Here is a 19821-nt window from a genome sequence, read left to right as displayed (position 1 = left end):
CCGACCCCGCGTCGGGCCCTCACCATGCCCACCGGCCGACCCAGCCTCAAACAAGAGCGGTCAGCCACCCAGCAGCCCCAACTGAAACGGCGAGGCTAGACACCACGGGCCGGCCCATGGCGCAACTGAGGGCGATCTCCTGGCGCCATAGGCAGGTCCCTCAAGGTAACGGGCCCTGGGTAAAAGGCGGCACTGCCTGCACCCGCCATCTCCTCGCCAGCCAGGTAGCGGTAAATCCATTCGGCGAACCCCATGAAGAACTCAAAGAACTCTCCTTCGCCATCCTCCACGAAGAGCACGCCCGCACCATCAGCGCCACGTGGGGCGTAGAAAACAGTCTCCCCACGGTCGGTCACGGCCAATGGAATCAGTCCGTCCGCAGTGCCGAAAGTCAAATCGGACACCCCCAGCGAAACCCACGGAGCCCCCTGTTTTTCATCATCATCCCAGACGACTTGAGCCCAGGAATCGGAGGTGCGCCGGATCGATTCCCGCAGATTCCAACGCTCCGGGAGCGGATGAGACAAGTAGAGGTGCTCATTTATTTGCACCGGAGCGTAAGCATCGACGATGCACTTGTAGTCACCTGGAAGCGCACAGCCGAGGTCCGCCTCAAGGACGCGCCATGCATGCACATCGACATATCGATAGCTGGGCTCACCGAGTACGGCGAAGACTAGGTCCACGTATCTTTCGCTTGTCACACCCATCACCTCCTGGGACAATCCGAACTGCCCGTGGTGAATCCACCAGTCGGCCGTTGATGAATTACACAATGCTTCATGGACATATCCTCGACGGTGCCGTAATTGTATTCAATACTCGAAGGGATCCCGCTTTTCGCGTTTCCGTAATGAGGAATCACGGAAATGGCCAGACGCTTACCTGACTTGATGGCGTTCCGGATTTCCTTCTCAACGCCATGATTAAGGTAAGGTGTATTTATTTCCTCGTATTCAGCCACAAGGTTGCGCAGATCAATGCCCGACCCCTTTGCTGCGGCAGGAATGAGGTGCCCATTCGCAGGCACATGCCCGTTGCTGCGAATTTCGTTCATGCCGGGCGGCTGCGTTGAACCATTGGTGTTGGTTCCGGGTGCCTTTCTCCCCTTGTTGTAGTCGGTGATGTCCAACAAACCGTAGACTCCTGTGGCTCTACACTGATAGCTACCCTCGAATGAGTCGTAGTAGCGTTCACGTGGCAGATACACAGCGTGCCCTGTCGGACTGACTCCAGGGCCATCGTCGCACTTCTCGTCATCCCGGTCACGCCCCCCATTCTTGCCCCCAGGATTATTCAGGGGAGAGGGCAGAACCACCTCAGACTGCTCGGGGGTAAAACCGTCGACACCGCCGGCCACACTGAGCATCTGTGCCGTGCTCATGGTAGCCATCCAGCCGACATCGGGCCTCCAGCCCGCGTTCTTGGGGTCCCAGTCGGGCTTGGGCGCCGGCCGAGTCGGTGCCGGCTTGGCGTTTGGCCCGCGATTGGGGTTCTGGGGAGGGCGTGGGGCGGGCGGGCGGGTGGTGACGGTTCCTTGGGGTGCCCTGTTGGTGGTGCCTGTGCGGGAAGAGCAGTTGTATGTGCAGCGGCCTCCGTTGCCCGGGCGCGTGGTGTTGGCAACCGGCCTGGTGCGTATCGGGCCTCGCGCGGTCGGCCTTACGGGTCGGCTGGTGGGCCGGGAGGGTCTGGCCGGACGGGCCCGGCCGGCGCCGCACCGACTGCTGTTGCAGAGGTCCGCGCGGGGATCGCGGTAGGAGGTCTTGGCTCGTGTCTTGGACTTCGACTTGGACTTGGACTTGGGCTGTGTGGCTTTGCTGCCGCCTCCGCCGCCCCGGAGCCCGCCGTTTCGACCGAAGAAGTTTCCGCCGGCGCCACACATGCAGTGGCGGTTGTGGCCGGTGGGGTCAGTGCCGTTGACAGGGTCTGAGTTGGCGTACACGTGGCGGTTGGCCTGGGCCGCCGGGCTCGGGTCGAGGAGCCAAGTGTCTCTGGAGGTGAAGGCTCCGCTTCCCGGCTGGTACCAGCGGGCCGCCATGTTGACGTCCCCGCTGCCGGGGTCGGTCCAGCCGGACTGATAGCCGAGTGCCGGAGTGGTTCCGTTGGTCGCTGTCTTCTGGCCGAAGGGGTCGTAGGTGGTGGAACTCGTGACGGTTGTGCCGTCCGCGGAGAGGCCGGCTACCAGGTCTGTGTGCCGGTCGGTAATGGAGAACTGTGGTGTGCCGCCCTGGCTGCTGGCGAGAAGCGCGCCGTCGGGGGTTCGGGCGTAGTGGGATGTGCCGTCACTGATCAGTTGGTTGGAGCCGCCGTCGTAGGTGAACGACGTGTTGCCGCTGGTGGTGGTGCGGTCGAGCGAGTCGTAGGCATAGCTGGTCGATCCGTCGGTGATTTTCCGCTCGAACGCGTCGAAGGCGAGGGTGCGGGTGCCTCCCGTGGCTGCGGAGACGGAGGCCAAGGTGGAGCGAGCGGTGTAGGAGTACGTGGAGGCCTCGTCCGTCAGCAGGCGGTTGCGCGCGTCATAGGTCGCCTTCCGGGTTCCCGCTTTGGTGCGGTTACCAGCTTCGTCCCACTCGTACGACGTGGTCGTGGGTCCGTTCGTCCAGGAGGAGAGGCGTCCCGCGTCGTCGTATACGTAGGAGTGCGTTCCCGCGCCTGCCACCCCGGTGGTCGTCTTGCTGGTCAGCCGATCATCGAGGTCATAGCCATAGCTGAGGGAAGTGACCGTCTCGCTGGTGTCGGTCGCGGTCACCGCGTCGCTGGTCTGGCGCCCCAGGCTGTCGTACTCGAATGTGCGTCGGGCTCCGACCTTCCAGGACCCGTCAGCAAGTGGTTCGGCGTACTGTGCCAGCCGCGGTCGCCCGGCCTCGTCGAAATCGACCCAGGTCTGACGCCCGGTGAGGGAGTCGCTGGTCCAGTCCAAACGGCCGACTGCGTCGTAGCCGAAGGAGGTCTGAACGTCCTGGTGCCAACGGCTGGTCATGCTTCCGTCACCGTCGTACTCGTAGCTCACGTCGCCGCCGGGACCCTTGGCCGACAGGAGGAGGCCGCGATCGTTGTAGGTGTAGGTGTTCTTCTCCAGCAGGCTCGCTGTTCCCGCGGAGACGAGTCGGCCTGCTGGGTCGTAGTCGAGGGTGCGGCTGACAGTAGCGGCTTCGGCTCCTGTTCCGGTCTCCTGTACGAGTCGGCCCATGCCGTCAAAGACACGGTCTCTGCGGACTCCGCCCGGCAGGCGTTCCGTTGTGGCTTGGCCGGCCTTGTCGTAGACGGTGGTCCAGGTGCGGTCGCCCTCCGATGGGTGGGCGGTGGTGGCCGGCTCGATGGTCGACTCAGGCAGGCCCCACGAGTTGTGCGTGTAGAGAGTGATGTTGCCTCGGCCATCGGTGAGGCGGGTGCGGTTGCCAGTCGCGTCGTACCCGAAAGAGAGAGTTGTCGACTTTGTCGCCGTGACTTTCTCGGTCTGTCCGGTGACATGTCCTAGTGCGTTGAAGGCGCGCTCGGTGTATGCCCCTTCAGGGGAGCTCGTTGTCGTGTTGTTGCCGTCGAGGTCGAACGTCGCAGCCCACGACCTCAAGGGCGTAACGCCCTTCCCGTAGTCGACGATCGCGGTCACGTTGTCCATGGAGTCGTAGGTCGTCCGGGACATGCGGCCGGTGGCGTCGGTGGTTTCGGTCGGCCGCCCCAGACGGTCGTAGGCGAAACGAGTGGTTCCGTAGGCGTCGCTGAACGTCACGGGGTCGCCGGCGGCGTTGTAGGTGGCCGTGGTCGTGTGGCCGACGGCTGTGGTGTGGGTCGTCTGGTTGTCGGCATCGTCCCACGTGTACCGGCTGGTGAGATTCTGCAGTGCTGGGTATCGCTCGATGGCCGTGGTGGTGAGTTCGCGGCCGAGTTCGTCGTATGTTGCCTCTGTCCTGGCGCCGGTCGGGTCGGTGACCGACAGTTGGAGGCCTGTCGGCGTCCAGGCGTAGCGTGTCGTGCCACCGTTGGCGGCAAGGCCTGTGGGCTCACCCAGGGTGACGGGCGGATCGAGGGAAGGTGTCGTCGCAGGGGGATCGGTCCGGCTGACGAGGTTGTCGAACTGGTCGTAGCCGTAGCGAGTTGTGCGGTCGAGCGGGTCGGACGTCGTCGCGATCCGACCTGCCGCGTCGTACGTGGTCCGGCTGGTCGCGTCGGTGATGACGGTGCCGCCGGGCGGGGTGTACGACGGCATGGTGAGCGCGGTGGCCCGGCCGAGCTTGTCGAACTGCGTCCGTGTGATCGCGCCCAGCGCGTCTCTGGTCTCCGTGGGTTCGCCGAAGGCGTTGTAACCGGTGACGGTCTGCGGCCTCAAGGTAGCCGGCAGAACGTTCTTTGCCTCGACCCTGACGGGCGGACTGGTGGACGTCACGAGCCTGCCGAGAGCGTCGTACTCGTAGGACGTCGTGTAGTCCGACTTGGCAACGCCTCCCGCGTTACCCCGGGGGCTCACCTCTTCCTGAAGCAGACCGCGCTGGTCAAAGGACCGTGTGGTGACGTGCGTGGAGGACCCGTCGCTGAGTGTGTCCCTCTCCGGGTTTCCGCTCGCGTCGAATTCTGTGGTGATGGTCAGCTTCTTGCCGCTGGAGTCGATCGTCGACGCCTGCTCGCTGACACGGTCGTCCTTGTCGTACTCGTACGTGGTGACGCGGTTGAGCCCCGACGGGTCCAGGGTCTCGCGTGTCGTCCGGCTGCTGGCGTCGACCTGCCACTCGATGGTGGTCTTGCCTCCGCCAGTGATCTGCCGGGTCAGGTTGCCCGCTCCGTCGTAGGCGTTGGACACCTGGACGATGTCACGACGCGTCCCATCGGGTTGTGAGACTGCCTTCGCGGTCTCGGTGGCCGGCAAACCGTCATCGAAGTAGGTGTAGGCGGTGGTGGATCCCATCGCGTCAGTAGCGGTGGCAAGTTGTCCGGCCGGGTCATAAGCGTAGGAGGCCACCACCAGGCCGCGGACCCCGCCCTCGGGGTGACCGGACCAGTCCTCGAGCACGGTCTGCGCATGCTGGCCGCGTGATGTGTAGGAGTGGCGGTAGGTGCGTCCGGCCGGGTCCGTCTCAGCTACCACACGGCCGAAGGCATCGTGAGAGAAGGACGTCGTACGGTTCTCCGCATCGGTCACCGAGTCGTTGAGGCCGTGGGCGTTGTAGCGGTAGGTGGTGCTGCGGACGGTGTCGCCGCCTGTCGTGTCCTCGGTCTTCTCGGTCAGGAGATTGCCGTCCGCATCGAAGGTGCTGCTGACCTTTGTGGTGTGAGTTCGCCCGGTGATCTCGTTCTTCACACCCGGGCCGCTCTCCCTCACGATCCGAGACTGCTGATCGTAGGTGAACGAGGTGGTGACCCCCGCGGGGAAGGTGTCGGAAATCTGGGTTTCGCTGGTCTTTCGACCCAGTCCGTCGTAGGTGTACTTGACGACGAGGCCGGACGGAGCCTTGGACTCGCTCAGATCGCCGTTGGCGAAGTAGGAGTGGACGGTCACAGCACCGGCGGGCGTGGTCTCGGACGCCACCAGGCCGGCCGGGACGGTTCCGCCGCCCACAGCCGGCTCGGTGCCGACCGTGTACGCGAGCTTCGTCGTGCGGCCGTCCGGCAGGGTGGTGGTGTCAGGGAGCCCCTGAGACGTGTAGGTCTGAGCGGTCAGATAGCGCGAATCCCGAGGTCCGGTGGAGCGGGCGTCCCTCATCTCCACCGGTCGGTCATTGCGGGGGTCCAGCTCATCGGCCTTGTTCTCGTAGTACTCGGTGAACGAGGTCCAGCATGAATTGGTGTCTCTGCAGGTCGTCGTGGTGACTGTGTTGCCGCGCTCGTCCTGACCTGTGATGGTGGCATGGCCGTTCGGATCGGTCACGGTGTGCAGAAAGCCACCGCTGTCGTACCGGTACGTGGTCGTTCCACCATCAGCATCGGTCACCGAGGTCGGCCGCATTCCTCTCAGAGCGTCATAAGAGGTGTTCACGAGCTTTCCCGCGGGGTCGGTAACGCTGACGGTGGAGGTGAGCGCCGAAAGGGCGGAGCGCTCACGGGTCGCGTAGTGGTCCGCCACCTGCTCAGCCGTCAGTGCATGTGTGTAGAGGGCTGCTTCGTCGATCTGGCCGGTGAAGTGGTAGGTGCCGCTGGGTACGCCCATCCAACCGGAACTGGCGTAGCCCGCTCCGAGGTGTGCGTAGGCCAATCCCTGTTCCGTGATGGTGCCCGGCAACGTTCCGATCAGCTCGCCGTCCAGGTAGAGGGATTGCGTGGTGCGAGCGCCGGTGAGAACCGCGTGGTGCCATTTGCCGTCGGTGACGGTTCGCGAGGAGGTGATGGGGTTGGCTCCGGGGCTTCCTGTCAGGTACCACTGCCCTCGAAGCTTTCCGGCTGCGTCGACGTTGAGAGCCGGCCTCCATGAAGTGGGTGTGTCACCGAGCTTGGTGTTCTGGAAGCCGAGCAGTACACCGGACTTGGTTGTTCTGAACCAGAGTTCTGCGGTGAGGTCGGTGCTACCGGCTATGACTCTGCCGGGGATCGAGACAGCGCCGTTGCCCGAGAGCTGCACGGCCTGTCCGTCTCCTGTGCCGAAGATTCCCGTCGCGCCGGATGCGGCGTTCATATAGGTGCCGTTCCCATCCGATGCGGCAGCCCTGCTGACAGCGGTGGACGCTCCGCTGTCCTCGTCCAGGGGCCAGTACGCCGCGGGGGAGTCGCCCACGACTTCCCCGCGGTAGTGAGCGCTGTCGCCCGAGATGAGTGCGGTGCGTGCGGCGAAGTGCTTCTTCACCGTATCCATCGACATGGTGTGCTCGTACAGCGCCACCTCGTCGATCTGGCCGGTGAAGTGGTAGGTGCCGCTGGGCACACCCATCCAGCCGGAACTGGCGTATCCGGCGCCCAGGTAGGCGTAGGGGCGTCCCTGGTCGGAAATGGTTCCCGTCTTCGAACCGACGAGGGCCCCGTCCAGATAGAGGAACTGCTTGTTGCCGGCGCCGGTGAGTACGACGTGGTGCCACTGGTTGTCGGTCACCGACTGGGTGGAGGTGATCGGATCGGCGCCGGGGTTTCCGGACAGGTACCACTCGCCTCGGAGCTTGCCGTTCCCATCGATGTTCAGCACCGGCCGCCAGGATGTGGGGACCTCGCCGAGTTCGGCATTCTGCAGCCCGAGGAGGACGCCCTGCTCGGCGGTCTTGAACCACATTTCCACGGTGGGTGTGGTGGGGCTGGTGGGCAAGTCGTTGGGGAGCTGGACGAAAGAATCGGAGCTTCCGTCCAGGGAGATGGCGGTGTCATCGGCCTCGGCGAAGACCCCGGGATCGCCGAGGCGTGCCCGGTCCCCGTAGGAGGCTTCGGAGGCATCCCCGGCGGCACTGGTCGCCTTCGACCCTGAACGTTCTCCGAGCCGCCAGTAGCCCTCGGGAGCGTCCGCTCTGACCTCGTCGGCATACGCGGCCGATCCTGCCGAGTAGGTGGGCGCCGAGACCTTCCAGGTCCCACCGTTCTGGTCGGTGTGTTCGGTGAGACGGCCGCTGACGTTGTCGTAGCTCGCCTCGGCGTGGGTTCTCCCGGATGGCAGCGTCACCTTGGTGATGCGGCCGCTGGTCGCGCGAGCTGTGTAGTGATCCTTGACCGTGGCGGCATCCAGGGGACGGCTGTAGATGGCGGCCTCGTCCAGGCTGCCCTTGAAGTGATGGGTGGCAGCTGCTGTGCCCATCCATCCTTCGTTGCCCCAGCCCGCCCCGAGAAAGGCTCGCTGGTCCTCGCGCATGCTGACCGTACCGGTCAGAGTCCCGACTCTGGAGCCATCCAGGTAGAGAGTCTGCTTGGTTCCCTCACTGGTGAGAACGGCATGGTGCCACGCGTTATCGGTGACGATCGCGGACGACGTGATAGGCCGGGTTCCAGCATGTTCGACCGTGTAGAACTGGCCACGCAACTTCCCCGCGTTGTCCACACTCAGAAACGGACTGTACCGGGTGGGCTTCTCACCGATCTCAGCATCCTGAAGGGCGCCAAGTACGCCGGGCGTCGTGGTTTTGAACCAGAGTTCGACAGAGAGAACGTCGCTCGATTCCAGTGCACCGACAGGCAACTCGACCACGGAATCCGTGCCGTCGAAGGAGCCGGCCGTGTCCGTCGTACCGGACAACGCGGGTCCGGCTCCCAGAGTGACATCTCGGTAGAGCGCGTCATGCAGACCGGACCGAGAAGGCGAATGGCTGTGTGCCGTTGAACCTTCTTGCTCACCGAGAGGCCAGTACGAGACAGGGCCGGCGTCCAGAACCATGCTGCGGTACAGCGAGCCCTCTTCGTAGTCGTAGACCGTGCACTCAGTGGAGGTGGCGGGTGGGCATACCTTCGTCAGGCGGTCGCCGGAATAGCTGTACGTCCAGGTCAAACCAGGTGTCGCGGGGCCCACTGCATGGGTGGACACCGAGCTGACGTGCCCATTGCTCCAAGTGAAGTTCAGCGTCCGGCCGGAGAGCTTGTCGGTGACCGTAGTCAGGTTCTGCGTGCCTGTACCCGCATAGGCCAGAGTCTGTGTGCGGCCTGCTCCATCGGTGATTGAGGAGAGCAACCCGGAGGTGTCGAACCGATAGGCCGTGCCGGACCGTTGCCGGAGTGTCCAGCCCGAAGCATCGGCTCTGAGGTCCATGGTGGTACCGGTCGGGCCCGTAAGGCTCCCGTTCGGGTTACGGCCGAAACGCACCTGTGAGCCGTCCGCCATGGTGATGAGGACAGTGTTGCTCAAGGGTTCCTGGACCAATCGCGCGTCCCAGCGTGTTGCCCAGCCTGCTCCGAAGGCGTTGGTTCTGCGAGGGTCGAGGGAGTTGTAGGTCCGGGTCACCGACAGTTCCGGCCCCACGGTGGGGATGGCGGCGTCGGTGGAGGCTGTCACGTAGTTCCCGGACCGTGAGCCGATTTCTCCCGTGCCATCGGCTCCGCCGAGATGGCTCGTGACTGCTGGCTGGGGCACTGCGGTGCTGAGAAACGCAGGGCGTGGTTCAGGGGACGTCGCGCTGCCGTCGTAGACATAGGCGTACCACGCGTAGTTCTTCCCCCACGCAAGCCAGCCCTCTGGAACGGCCCATTGCTGTCTCTCGCTCCGAGGGCCCTTACGGCAGTTCTTACGCGCGTTGTCGCCCTCCACCTCGCAGATTTCGAACGTGTAGCCCAGCGCGGCCTTCGGGTACCGGTCCACGTCTTTCCCCTGGGCCCAGAGCGCTGGGGTAAGCGAGTCCACCTGTGTGCCGCTCGGAGGAGACTCAGCAGTGAGAACGGGCGGTATGTTCACAGCCGAGAGCTGGACGGCGGCTCCTGGAACACCGGCCGAGGTGAAACGGCTGACGCCGAGGTCGGTCATGGTCCATTCGATGGTGTACGTGGCGGGAGTCAGCGGAGCGATTTTGGCGTCCACCGTGACGCTCGCCCCGGGCGCGACGGCGCTCGGCATCTCCGTGTAGGCGATCTTCGCGCTGTCGGTGATCTCGGTACCCGTGGCGTTGTACAGGTTGTAGCGCAGTTTGTAGTTGCCGCCCTTGGGCCAGGTCGCCTGTCCCCGGTTGGTGAGCGTGATCTTCATCGAGCCCTGGGTGGTGGCGGTGACGGGAGCGGTGAAGTCTCCGAGTCCGTAGGTCGCCCCGTAGGGCGTCCAGGTGACGTCCAGGCTCGGCTTGCCGTTGGGGTAGTCGTCCGATCCGAACTGCTTCCAGCCCTTGGAGTCGGACGTCGACGCCTTCACGGCCAGTCCGTAGTTCTTCTTCCGGCCGTGCGTCCAGTCGTCCACCAGCTTGCGTCCGGCCGAACCGAGCTTGATCGACTCCCACTTGGCACCGCCGCAGGGGTAGGCGGTCTGACCCGCCGGCCGCCAGCCGTGCGCGAAGCTCTTGGAGGCGAGTGCCGAACCCGTGGACGGCCCGGGGTACTTCGTCGTGGTCGACTCGGCCCAGTTCGAGGTGATGGGGTGGACCGTCACCGGGCGGGCGGTGCAGGAGTAGGAGTAGGTGTTGTAGAGGGCCAGCCCGGCGTTGACCACCCAGGCGTTCTTGAGTGTGGTCTCCAGGCCGGAGAATCGCAGGAACGCGGCCGCTTTGTGCCCGCCGCCGTCGTAGGTGCCGGTCTTGAGGACGGTGTCGCTGGAGAAGTTCTGGTTGTACGGGGACTGGACGTACGTACCGGAGGTCGCCGCGACGGACTTGAGCGAGGGGTCCACCCGGACCGGGAACACCCGGTCGGGCGCGTGGAGCCACTCCTCGTCCAGATCGACCACCAGGACCTGCCCGCCGGCCTCCTCCACGAGGCTGAACCGCACCCCGGAGGAGATCTCTCCCTGACCGGAGTTGTCCTCGCGCCGGGAGTCCTCCATCCATCCTGCGGGCATCCACGCCTGTTCGACGCCTTGGGCGTCGGTGAACGACACCCCGCCGTGGTCCGCGATGCTCGCAGTGAGCCCCTGGACGTGGAGCGGGAAACGCCAGCGCGTCGGAGCGTCCTTGCTCCGCAGGATCATCGTCTCCTTGAGCGACCCGCTTCCGGCGACGAACTCCAGGTCAGCAGACTCGTGCACCTCGGGATACGTGATGACGCTGCCGGAGACCTGCCCGCCGGACGGCAGGGCGTTCTCGACGCCGTAGCCCACCGACAGCTGGTCACCCAGCTCCATCCGCACCACGGGGCCGGCCGCCGCGTCCGGGGCGAACGTCAGCGGCGTCTCCGTGGACCTGGTCTGCCAGCCCGCGTCCTCGTCACTGCCGCTCATGGTCCGCGGCCCGGTGCCCTCGGCGGGCACGAGAGAGGGGTCGGTCTTCTGCCAGGTGCCGTTTTCGGTGCGGAAGTTGACCGGCTCGTTGTAGAAGCGGGTGGTGTAAGTCCCGTCCTCGTTGCGGAAGGTGGACTCGCGCTCCTTGCGCGCGCTCTCCACCTCGACGCTGCGTTCCGCATCGAATCCAGGAGGGGTGGCGGGGCGGGGGCTGTCGATCTCTTCGGCACGCCCTGGCGCTGGGAGCTGGGTCTGTGGATTCAGCTGCTCTACGGAGGAGGCGCTTTCGGCGGGCAGCTCTCCGGTCAGGGCCACCGCCCCGTCGCGGCCTCCGGTGGCGGTTGCGTCAGTAGCACTGCTGGGTGCGCGATGACTCATGCCCGCGGCGGATCCCCATGCCTGGTCCGGCCTGTCTCCGGGCCCCGCCTGTGCGGCACCTGCAAGGTCGAAGGCCCTCGCCGCCTGCTCCGTGCCGATGAGCGATGTCATCGTGAGGGCAGCAGCAAACGCCAGCGAACGCACAGCACGCACAGAGAACTCCCACAAGTGTGATGAAGATATGGAGAGATTTACGAGGGCTGAGTGGGGAGTCGCAAGGGGCCTCTGGGATCTGTGATGATCTTGTGACAAGTGCCCGACGGCCTTGTGTACTGCGGTCCTCGCTGTGCCGCCGCACGAGCACAGCTGGGCACGCTGTCCCCTAGCGCCCCGATGTGGCTTCCGCCCGGGAGAGGGGAAGGGGAGTAGCGACCCGTTCCAAAAGGAGTCGAATACCCGGGTGCGGCGTGCGGGCTTGGTCCTCGACTCGATCGCGAAATTAGGTGGTCGATTCGAGCTGCCTCTACGCCTGGATCGTCCACCTTCCCAGGAAGGCGAATCGGTCCGTATGGAAGCGGCCGGTTGGACGATGGTGGCCGCACCTGGTGGACGCGTCCTGGTGTTGGGCTATTTCTTCGATCAAGTGCCCGCGCTTGCTGAAAGGCGGTGCACGCTATTGCTGCCGTACGTCGGCTTCGTGATGAGTGGCAGCGAAGGTGAGCCCCGGTCGCGGCGCACGTCCCGGGTCTGCCGTCGCGCGGCGATGCGCTCCTCAGTGGAGGTGAGGGGGCTGACGAGGGCAATGAGGCCACCCGCCCCTGCGCGCGCCGCCAAGGGCTTCTATCGCCGAGGCCGACAGGCGAGGGCTATCGTCGGGGTTGCCTTAACGGAGTTTGGTGGACACGAACGTCGACAATCCAAAGCGCCGGGTACGGCTGTCGTTCCTCGGGTAGGTCCCAAGAGGTGACGACTGCAGGGGCGTTTCCCGGCCGTACCAAAGGAGAGGGACGGACCGAGCAGCTCGGGCGGCTCAGCCTTCGCCCGGCTCGGCGCGGGCGTCACGGGGAGGGGCTTCCTGCCTGCAACGACACGGCGAGGCGTCTTGTTTCGGCGCTTCAGCTCTTTTGCCGAACCCCGGGGTGAGCGGTCACGGTCTCCTGCCCGGCGTCGATCAGGTCGAGGTCGACTCCGCTGTCCCGTGCGGAGCCGCATGGCGTGGAGCGTGGGGCGGGCGTAGCGTGAATCAGGGGGCGAGGTACTGCACGTGAGAGTTGGCGTGCGTCATTCCGACTTGCCGGGAGGTAGCGGCATGGTACGGGGTATCCGCAACACCCTAGGAATAATCTTGGCGGTCGTCGGCGCTGCCGCGGCTCTCTGGGCGCCGTTTCGCAGCTGGTACAACGGTCGGGTCGGACACGACTTCCGTGTCTGGGAACTCTTCACCGGGGCCGGCGTGACGGACTCGGGCGCGGGACTGTTCGCGTCCATGTTCCTGCCCCTCTTGGTCGGCGCGGTCCTTGCGGTTCTCGGAGTGGTGCTGCGATCGCGACTGCTGGTCCTCGCCGCCGGAATCGTCACCCTCGGGTTCGCCATCCTCTGGATGGTGCGACAAGGGCAGGCCGAAGGCAGTCTGACGGTCACGGGCGACAGCAACGGGCTCGGCAGCGGAGTGGGGCTCGCCCTGCTCGGTGGTCTTCTCATGCTGATCGGCGCGGCCGTGATGGGTGGCCGTGAGCGCAGAGCCGTGCGCAAGGCGCGCCACGAGCAGGACCAGCAGGCGCGGAACGCGTTGGACCATGAGCACCGGGGCAGTCGCGGCGCCGAGGCCGAGCGCCCGTACGGCATGGCCGCCCGGGACCAGGAGACACGGGACGGGGCCGGCGCCGGTTCCGCCCGCCCGACCGCGCCGGGAGAGGGCGGTCCACCGCAGCGCATGGCCCGGCGGCCGGAGCAGCAGGCTCCGTCACCGCGCGGTCGGCCGGTCCCGGCCAGGGACTCGGGTGGCGTTGATCGAGGGCGCGAGGGTTCCGACCGTACGCAATACGAGCAGCAGGACGATGGGGCCGGTGGTTCCCACGACTCGAAGAAGGGTCGATCGGGAGAGTCGGACGGGACGCGGTGGTGACAGGCTCAGGAGGCGTCCAAGAGAGCCGGCGCATCCAGCTCGGCCACCGTCGTCCCCTGGTCGGCACGGCAGTCATGTGAGACGGTAAAAGAAGTATCCGGACCATGGACAGCAGTTTTTCCTGCTGTCCGTGGTTCGTTGAACAGACATCAGCGTGTGCGAGCTCTCGAAATCTCGCACGCAGCCGCGCCAGCACCCCGGCCCCCGGTGCGCGCCGCCCGATCAATTTTTTGGGGGCCACGCCCGTGCGACCGTTTATGAACTCCAGGGAAGACTACGAGCGGGACGCTGTAATCTCCCGAGAGCCGCAAGGCGCCGCGCGGGAAGTTCTCCATCTCCGCCGCGAGGTGGACGGGCTGAGACGAGCACTCCAGACCCGCCCCATGATCGACGTGGCGCTCGGCATGGTGATGGCGACCGAGGGATGCTCGTTGGACGAGGCCTGGCTGATCATGGTGAATTCCTCCCAGCGAACCAATACCAAGCTCCACACGCTCGCACTGCGCCTCACGGAAAGTTCCGCGAGCCCGGTATCGCCCGGGTTTCCGCACAGCGCGCCACTCGCCTCGTCCCGTAGTGACGAGGGCGGCGAAGACGCGGCGGCGCCGGATCTCACCCACCCCAGTGGCGACATGACTCCGGTGCCTTCCCCAAGCCCGCGCTAAGGGGGGCGGAGCAGAAGAAGGCCGTTCGAGCAGCCACCGAATCGCGCACGGACGGATCGCGTCGCTGTGAAAGTGGACGAACCGAAGAGAATCCCCCACCGAAGCGAACCAACACGCTCCACAGACCACCGTTCGCCCTACACCGGTCACGTTCTTGGCTCTTCCCTCGAACCGCGGTGACCGCCCGACAGCGGCATGCCCGGGTGTGGGCCAAGAGAGGTTCCCCTCATGACCGCACAAGTCTTCGTCCGTTCCGAGAGTCCCGAGCGGACGACCGGGAGTGATTACGCCCGGCTGTCGAAGAAGATCGCCGACCATGGTCTGATGACCCGGCGCCCCGGCTACTACGCGGCCCGCATCGCGGCGGTGACCGCACTCTACGCAGGAGGCTGGACGGCCTTCGTCCTCGTCGGCGCCAGTTGGTGGACCCTGGCCGTCGCCGCGTTCCTGGCCGCGGCCTTCGGCCAAGTAGCCCTACTGGCCCATGACATCGCCCACCGTCAGGTGTTCCGGCTGCGCAAGGCCAGCGAGATGGGGGGAAGGGTCGCCGCGAACATCGGCATCGGCATGGGATACGGCTGGTGGCAGGACAAGCACACCCGCCACCACGCTCATCCCAACCACGACGAGCTCGACCCCGACATCGAACCCGACCTGATCGTCTGGTCCCAGGGCCAGGCCCGCTCGGCCCAGGGGCTGCCCCGCCTGATCGGCCGCTCGCAGGCCTACCTGTTCTTCCCCCTCCTCACTCTGGAGGCGTTCAACCTGCACGTGGCGGGCGTACGGGCGCTGGCAGACCGCTCGCTCAAGCACCGGCCACTGGAGGGAGCGCTGCTCATCGGTCACTTCGCGGTCTACCTGACCGCGCTGTTCCTGGTGCTGCCGCCCGGCATGGCGGTCGCCTTCCTCGCCGTTCAGCAGTGCCTCTTCGGTGTGTATCTCGGCTCGGTCTTCGCCCCTAACCACAAGGGCATGCCGATCCTGACAGGAAAGGACCGCCCGGACTTCCTGCGCCGCCAGGTCCTCACCTCGCGCAACGTCCGGGGCAACTGGTTCACCGACATCGCGCTGGGGGGACTGAACTACCAGATCGAACACCACCTCTTCCCGAGCATGCCCAGCCCCAACCTGCGCAGGGCACAGATCATCGTGCGGCACTACTGCGAAGAGCTGAGCGTCTCCTATCTGGAGACGGGCTTGATCACCTCGTACCGGCAGGCGCTCCGCAGCCTCCACGAGGCGGGCGCCCCACTGCGCCGCACCCGGGCCGCCTCCTGAGCGCTGTTCCTCCATACCCTCCGGGCGGAACGGCGGAGCAGCGCCCGGGCACATGACGTCCGCGTAACCGCGCCAGCGGGATCCGACGTCTCCCGGGCATCGGCCGATGAGGGTAGCCCTCCGCCGCGGCAGGGCATAGCCTGGGCACCGAGCCCCTGCCCCCGGCCGTTTCTGACCTTACGGCCGAACAGCAGGTGGAGACCATGGCGCACCGCAGCCCCGCCCAGTCGTCCCGCAGCAGTCCTCCCAGCGGTGTGCCAGAGGTACGGCGGGCGCGAGCGCGAGAGGCGCTGGCCGACTACGACCGCCACGGTGACGCGCTCTTCTCCCTGGCACTCCTCCTGTGCCGGGACGTCGACCTGGCCGCCGAGGCAGTCGTCGCCACCCTGACCCGGGTGGACGGGATGCCATGCGAGCCGTGTCCGGACGCGCGGCGTCAGCACCTCGCGGCGGACCTGTGGAACCGGTGCGTGCGTGTTCCCGGCGGGCGGCTACCGGAACCCGCTCCGTGCTTCCGGTCGCACCGGAACCGACCGTCCCGCGGGCTGGTCCTGTTCGACGCTCACGCCTATGGACAGGCCGCCGCGCTGATCGGTCTGCCGGCTTCTTCGGCCGCTGTGCAGTTGCGAGCCCTCCTGCACCACGCCGCGAGCGTACCCAGCCACGGCCGGCCGTAAGAGGCACGGCCCGGTACCGGGTTGCCCACCGGGCCCCGGGGGGCCGCAGGGGGCAACCGGAGTCGGCAACGCCGTGGCCACGACAGGCCTCCTCGACACGGCGCCGCCACGTATGCCGGACCGAGCGTTCCGGGCCGTTCCACGAGACCGCCGCCGACCGACAAGCTCGAAGCGAGGATGGCTGATGCAGACTCCACCGCTCCTCCACGTCGAGCTGCGCCAGGAGGAAACGCGCACCGTCATCGTTCTGGCGGGGGCGATGGACAGGGACTGCGTCCCCGTGTTCACCGCGGCGATGGCTGAGGTCGCGCGTGCCGGAGCCGCGGCCGTGCACGTGGATCTGAGCGCCGTCGCGTTCTGTGACTGCAGTGGACTCACCGCGCTCCTCACGGCAGCTCAGGACAGCCGGGCCGAGGGGCGGACGTTGCGCGTGCATGCTCCGTCCCCGGCAGTCCTTCGCCTGTTCACCCTGACCGGCACCGTCGGCATTCTTCTCGGCCCGGGGCCCCGCACCTTCGGTCCGGACGAGACCGCCGCGAAGCGCTTCGAAGATCGATTCCCTGCCCCGCCGGTATGATGGGGAGTCCGAAAGGTGGCCGCCTGTGCTCAGCCCCGAAATGACCCGCATCCTTCGGGCCCTCCACACGGAGGCCGGGCCAGGGCTGGACTTCGGATGTGCAACGGTTCTCGGCATGGACCATCTCGTGGTGTCCTTGGTGGTCGAAGGCCACATCACCGAACAGTTGTGGTCCTCCGACTCCGTGGGCGCCTCGTTCGAGGACCTCCAGTTCACCTTGGGCCAGGGCCCCGGTCCGGACGCACTGCGCACCAGCCAGACGGCGGTGGAGCACGATGTGAGAGCGTGGGGAGCGACACGATGGCCCACCCTCGTCCCGGCGATGGCCCATCTGCCGATCGGGGCCATGTTCTGCCTCCCGCTGGCCCTCGGCGGCATCTCCGTCGGCGTCCTCACCGCACTCCGCGCGTCCCCCGGGCCCATGAGCGGCCAGGAGACGGATGACGCCCTCGGTCTCGCGGCAGCCCTCACCCTCTAGTTCCTCGGCGGGGCAGGAACGCGAGGCGAGACCTGGTTCGACGCGCAGCCGGACGGAGAGCTGCACCGTGCCGTGGTCCACCAGGCCACCGGCATGCTCAGTGTCCAGCTCGACCTTCCGCTGGGCGAGGCGCTGCTCCGCCTGCGCGCGTACACCTACAGCCACGACCGTTCCATCATCGAAGCCGCTGAAGACGTCGTCTCCCGGCGGCTCCGACTCGACGACGACCGTCCGGAACCCGAACCATCCAAGGAGACGAGGGGATGACATCCATGTCCCGCGAGCAACAGGTGTCAACAGTATTCGTGCAGGTCGCGGACTCCCTCATCGACGACTTCGACCTCATCGAATTCCTTGAGGAGCTGTGCGCCCACTGCGTCAATCTGCTCGACGTCTCCGCGGTCGGGATTCTCCTCGCCAACGAAAAGGGGCTCCTGCATACGATCGCCGCGTCGGACCAGAACACGCACCTGCTGGAACTCTTCGCCATACAGCACGACGAAGGCCCCTGCCTCGACTGCTACCGCGCCGGCGACGCACGCGTCAACATCGACCTGCACGATCCCGTGGCCAACGAGAACTGGCCCGCGTTCGCCGATCAGGCCCGGCGCAGCGGCTTCCAGACGAGCCACGTCTTTCCTCTTCGCTTGCGTGACCGCGCCGTGGGGGCGATGAACCTCTTCCACGCCGGCCGGCAGTCGCTGACCCCCCAGGACGCTTCACTCGCCCAGGCGCTCGCGGACGTCGCGACGATCGCCCTGCTCCAACAGCGCGACCTCGGACAGGAGCAGTTGGAGAAGACACAACTGCAACGCGCCCTGTCCAGCCGCATCGTCATCGAGCAGGCCAAGGGGATCCTCGCCGAACGCTGGAACGTCACTCCCGACGCGGCGTACGACGCCCTGCGCACCTATGCCCGAGCACGCCGACTACGCATCTCCGACTGCGCCCGCCACATCATCGACCAGACCCTCGACACCGACGAGATCCCGCACGTCTAGCATCCTGCGGACGTGGACCGTCCCTTGCGGCAGATCCTGATCGCCGCCGCGGTCCAGGGCGCTGTCTCCGCCGTGGCCAGGGCCACGGTCTGTCTCTTATACACATCTAGATGTGTATAAGAGACAGGTCCAGGGCGCTGTCTCCGCCGTGGCCAGGGCCACGGTCGAGCGCGCCGGCGCGCAGGCCACCCGACGCCTGACGGGGGCCTGGCCGGGCTGACGGGCCATGGCCCCGGGGCGCCGCCGCCTCGGGCCTGTTCCCCGCCCTTTCTCGACGGGGGAGGCCCGGACGTCGATAATGCGGCCCTCCCGTGCGTCGGCCCCGGCACGTCGGGCCCAGACGTACGCGGCACCGGTCAGGTCGACCAGACCACCCTGCCGTTGTGCACGATGACCACCTTGGCGTCGGGCCTCAGGACCATCCGGGCGCCGCCGAAGTCGTGTGTCTTGGAGGCCCAGATGGCTCGGTCGTCGCCGTTGTGGATGACCAGGTTGCCGTCGGGCTGGAAGATGGCCCGGTGGTTCTCGCCGAAGGTCATGGCGGCCCAGATCGGTTTGTTCTGCTCGTTGTAGACGACGAGGTTGCCGTCCGGCTGCATCGTCATGCGGATGCGGTTGGTGGCCCAGGACTGGCCGACCCCGATGGAGCTGGTCGCGGAGACCGTCTGGGAGCCCCAGTTCGGCTTCGGGGCAACCTTCGGCATCGGCTTCGGCTTCGCTTTCGGCGTCGGCTTCGGTGAGGCCTTCGGCTTTTCGGCGGGGGTGCTCGTCCTGGACTCCGGCGTGGGTGCGGGTGCCACGGGGGCGGCCGCGGCCTTCGCCGGGGCGGACTTCGTCTGTTTCGTCGGGGACGGGGTGGGCTTCGCCGCCACGTAGTCGTCCAGGGCGGCCGGGGCCGACGCGGGGTTGAGAACCGTGTCGGCACTCCCCGCGACCGGGGTTGTGGCGGTGTTACGGGGCTCCTCGTCGTTCGCGCTGCCCATCAGCAGCACCGGTATCGCGACCAGGGCGGCCCCGACGAACGCGGCACCCGCCAGGATCGGTGTGCGGGGGCGTCCCCTGTCGACAGCCGTGACGGTCCGGGTCTCCGGCGTCGTGCCGATGGCGGCTGCCACTCCGTGGCCCTCGGCGCGGGCCTCGGGTGCTTCCGGCTCCTCGGCCGGCTTCGCCGTGGCCGAGGGTTCGGACGCGGCTGCCGACTCCCCGGCCGGCGTCGTGGCGGACTCCGCCTCGGTGGTGGGGGCAGGGGTCTGCGTCTGTGCCGTGGGTGTGGTGGAGGGCGGGGAGCTGGACTCCTCCGCGCGGGCGGTGGCTGCCGCGGTGCTGGCGCCGGGGGTGGGGTGCTCGGGGGACATGCGGTGATTCCTCCTCGGTGGCGCGCCCAACGTAGCCCGTCGTGGGGGAGGCGGTGTTATCGAGCCCCGAACTCCCCCGGCGCTTTGTCCTCCCACGCCTCACTGGTCCCGGAAAGTTCTCCGCCCGGGCAGTAAACGGGCACGTGGGAGCCCGAAACGGACCCGGGGCCGAGTTCCGTGGGCGGTGCTCCTGTGACATCCTGATGGCTCCCCGATCTGATCACTTTCGGCGGCGAGCGAATGCTTTTCGGCGCTCAAGAACGCGTACGGAGCAAAGAGTTCAGGTGGAGATACGGCCCGGAGAGCGGCAAGTGGGTGGACAGGGTGTTCCGTTCGGCGTTTCCGGTGCCTCTGGAGCGACCGGCTCAGCCGAGGCGTCCGGCTCCGGGAGCATCGAGATGGCCGACGCCTCCGTGGTGCCCGACGCCGTGAAGGACGCCGCCCGGCGGGCGCCGGGGCACTGGATCGGGATCGTCGACCCGGAGTGGGCCGAGGAGCGGACGCCGCCCCAGTGGGCTGTGCTGGGGGAGTGGCGGTCGGACGAGGACGGGGGCGTCGGGGAGTACCGCGCCAACCCGGCGTACCGGCCCTCGGCTCGGGTTC

General features: G+C 66.8%; 12 protein-coding genes and 1 pseudogene. 10 read left to right on the top strand and 3 right to left on the bottom strand.

The genetic code is table 11. The annotated features are described in order from the left end of the window. Window positions 1-95 precede the first annotated feature (95 nt). On the bottom strand, window positions 96-704 hold the full coding sequence (locus CR470_RS40700; RefSeq protein WP_257138888.1) for an SMI1/KNR4 family protein: 609 nt from the start codon (window positions 702-704) through the stop codon (window positions 96-98). A 5-nt stretch (window positions 705-709) separates the two neighbouring features. After that, window positions 710-11275: a LamG-like jellyroll fold domain-containing protein gene (locus CR470_RS23365; protein ID WP_097869509.1), complete on the bottom strand. Its 10566-nt coding sequence runs from the start codon at window positions 11273-11275 to the stop codon at window positions 710-712. 1273 nt (window positions 11276-12548) lie between these two features. Between CR470_RS23365 and CR470_RS23360 the strand changes: the two genes are divergently transcribed. The 9 genes from CR470_RS23360 to CR470_RS40090 all read left to right on the top strand — a co-directional run bounded on the left by CR470_RS23360 (window position 12549) and on the right by CR470_RS40090 (window position 17983). Then, a complete protein-coding gene (locus tag CR470_RS23360; protein ID WP_143663858.1) occupies window positions 12549-13187 on the top strand; it encodes a hypothetical protein in 639 nt (212 codons plus the stop codon). A gap of 104 nt (window positions 13188-13291) precedes the next feature. Beyond that, on the top strand, window positions 13292-13852 hold the full coding sequence (locus CR470_RS23355) for an ANTAR domain-containing protein (RefSeq protein WP_097869507.1): 561 nt from the start codon (window positions 13292-13294) through the stop codon (window positions 13850-13852). A gap of 228 nt (window positions 13853-14080) precedes the next feature. Continuing rightward, window positions 14081-15130: a fatty acid desaturase family protein gene (locus CR470_RS23350; protein WP_097869506.1), complete on the top strand. Its 1050-nt coding sequence runs from the start codon at window positions 14081-14083 to the stop codon at window positions 15128-15130. Between the two features lie 203 nt (window positions 15131-15333). Next, window positions 15334-15807, top strand: a complete 474-nt coding sequence (locus tag CR470_RS23345; protein ID WP_097869505.1) for a hypothetical protein — start codon at window positions 15334-15336, stop codon at window positions 15805-15807. A gap of 184 nt (window positions 15808-15991) precedes the next feature. Beyond that, the gene (locus CR470_RS23340) at window positions 15992-16384 is read left to right on the top strand and encodes an STAS domain-containing protein (protein ID WP_179892355.1); all 393 of its coding nucleotides are present in this window, start codon (window positions 15992-15994) and stop codon (window positions 16382-16384) included. A 115-nt stretch (window positions 16385-16499) separates the two neighbouring features. Next, the gene (locus CR470_RS23335; protein WP_143663857.1) at window positions 16500-16862 is read left to right on the top strand and encodes a hypothetical protein; all 363 of its coding nucleotides are present in this window, start codon (window positions 16500-16502) and stop codon (window positions 16860-16862) included. Between the two features lie 72 nt (window positions 16863-16934). Next, the gene (locus CR470_RS23330) at window positions 16935-17129 is read left to right on the top strand and encodes an ANTAR domain-containing protein (protein WP_097869502.1); all 195 of its coding nucleotides are present in this window, start codon (window positions 16935-16937) and stop codon (window positions 17127-17129) included. Next, entirely contained in the window at window positions 17126-17863 is a 738-nt protein-coding gene (locus tag CR470_RS23325; RefSeq protein ID WP_097869501.1) for a GAF and ANTAR domain-containing protein, read from the top strand. Before CR470_RS23330 ends, CR470_RS23325 begins: the two co-directional genes overlap by 4 nt. 12 nt (window positions 17864-17875) lie before the next feature. After that, on the top strand, window positions 17876-17983 hold the full coding sequence (locus tag CR470_RS40090; protein ID WP_218923778.1) for a DUF4235 domain-containing protein: 108 nt from the start codon (window positions 17876-17878) through the stop codon (window positions 17981-17983). A gap of 236 nt (window positions 17984-18219) precedes the next feature. Here CR470_RS40090 and CR470_RS23315 read toward each other — a convergent pair whose 3' ends face one another. Beyond that, window positions 18220-19218 carry a mannose-binding protein gene (locus tag CR470_RS23315; RefSeq protein WP_097869500.1) on the bottom strand — a complete coding sequence of 333 codons (999 nt, stop codon included), beginning with the start codon at window positions 19216-19218 and terminating at the stop codon, window positions 18220-18222. Window positions 19219-19616: 398 nt separating this feature from the next. Between CR470_RS23315 and CR470_RS23310 the strand changes: the two are divergent. Next, window positions 19617-19821: pseudogene (locus CR470_RS23310) on the top strand (type VII secretion system-associated protein); the annotation flags it as partial.

The organism is Streptomyces sp. rh34, assembly GCF_002551245.1.
Lineage (GTDB): Bacteria > Actinomycetota > Actinomycetes > Streptomycetales > Streptomycetaceae > Streptomyces.
This window is presented reverse-complemented; position numbering and strand designations above follow the sequence as displayed.